Raw genomic sequence first — 1,722 nt, 5'->3', positions numbered from 1 at the left:
GTACTTCGATATCCTTGGCCATGATCTCCTCCGCGCTCATCATAGCCCTTAGACAATGAGGCCGAAGGATTCCGTCCGTTAATCCCCCAGCGCCGAAGCTTCCTTCAGATACTCAAAGCTCCGCTGCTTCGCCGCCGGGTCGCGGCTCTCGAGCACAGGCAGCATCAATGTCACGCACAGGCCTGGTCTCTCCGTCAGGTTCCGCGCCGAGATCGTGCCCGCATGCAGCGCCATTGCACGGCTGGCGATCGCAAGCCCAATGCCATAACCATCCTGCGTGTTGTGGCGCAGATTGCCCACTCGATAGAACGGCTTGAAGACGGTCTCCAACTGGTCCTCTGGAATTCCCGGTCCGCTGTCGGTCACGCACAGTACAGCGACGGCTCCTCCCGCGCTCTCCTGCTGTGTCAGTTCAATCTGCACCATCTTTCCCGGCGGCGAGTAGCGAATCGCATTCCGCACAACGTTCTCCAGCGCCTGGCGCAGCAGCACCGTATCGCCTTTTACCATCGAGTCCTGCGCAACCAGGAGCTCAACTCCACGRCCCATCCCCTCAGCCTCATAGCTGACATCCGGCAACAGCTCCTCCACCATCCGGCTGAGAGAAAATACCTCTCGCGGCGACAGGTTGTCCAAATTCTCGACATAGGCAAGCGAGAGGATCTGCCCGATCAAGGTATTCAGACGCGACGACTCCAGCTCAATCCGGTTGAGATGCTCGCCGATGCTCTCCTTCCTTCCCTCACGCGCAAGCCCCAGCGCAAGGTTCAACCGTGCAAGCGGAGACCGCAGCTCATGCGAGATATCGCGAAGCAGCATTCGTTGCGCGACCACAAGCGATTGAATGCGGTCGGCCATGCTGTTGAAGTCCACCATCAGACCATCGAGGTCGTCCGTCAGATGAAAGACGCTGATCAACTTGCTGGTGATGCGTCCCTGGCTGACGCGTGTATCCAGAGCACCTTCTGCGATCCGCGTGCTCGCCTGCCGCAACCGCCGGATCGGCAGTACTACAAGAACCGCAAGAAACAACGTCACCACGCCGGAGATGCAGATCGTCGTGTAGCCGGGCAGCAGGCCGTAAAGCTGCAGTRCCGTTTTATAGCGATTCTCGAAGAGAAGCACATACGGCACACCGTTGTCAGAGCGCACCGGCATCGCTATCACCTGGTAGATAGCATTGTTGGCCGTCATTCGCCTGCCGCTCTTTACCGTCTCGGCAACAAGCTGACGGGCGTCTTCAACATCGCGGTTGCCGCAGACGATCGCTCCATCGGCGGTCGCCAGCGACATTCTGTCATCGGATTTATTCAGGGCACTTGCCCGCTCCGCACATGCGTTCTTCTCATGCAGCGCAATCATCTCGCGRCCGTTCATCTCCAGGGACGCATTCAAGGCATCGACGAGCTCGGGATTGTGGATGTGCCGATGCGGCTCGAAGTCAGAGATGATGATGACCACACCAGCGGCCACCCAGTACGCGAGAAAGATTTTGATAATGAGACTTCTCATCTTCGGGCCCTCACAATCGGCGAAGGAGCGTTGGCTGGCTCAGTGGCTCGCGGCCTCTGAGACCAGCACGTATCCGGAGCTCCGCACTGTCTTGATCGTGTACGGCAAAGCGTGCAGGCTCTCAAGCTTCTTCCTCAGACGTGAGATATGCATATCTACGCTGCGGTCGAAGGGATGAAAAGGCCGGTCCAGAACACGGTTCGTCAGATC

The 1,722-nt window shown here is 58.4% G+C and carries 2 protein-coding genes; both read right to left on the bottom strand.

What is annotated here, in order from left to right:
- Positions 1-78 precede the first annotated feature (78 nt).
- Positions 79-1,512: an ATP-binding protein gene (locus tag AB4043_RS24550; RefSeq protein ID WP_442308395.1), complete on the bottom strand. Its 1,434-nt coding sequence runs from the start codon at positions 1,510-1,512 to the stop codon at positions 79-81.
- 39 nt (positions 1,513-1,551) lie between these two features.
- Positions 1,552-1,719 (bottom strand): winged helix-turn-helix domain-containing protein, encoded by a 168-nt coding sequence (locus AB4043_RS24545; protein ID WP_442308396.1) that lies wholly within the window; start codon positions 1,717-1,719, stop codon positions 1,552-1,554.
- Between the last annotated feature and the right edge of the window lie 3 nt (positions 1,720-1,722).

Origin of the sequence: Terriglobus sp. YAF25 (assembly GCF_052113305.1) — a bacterium.
GTDB lineage: Bacteria > Acidobacteriota > Terriglobia > Terriglobales > Acidobacteriaceae > Terriglobus.
The sequence above is the reverse complement of the archived record's forward strand: the minus strand, read 5'-3'. Positions and strand labels throughout refer to the sequence as shown.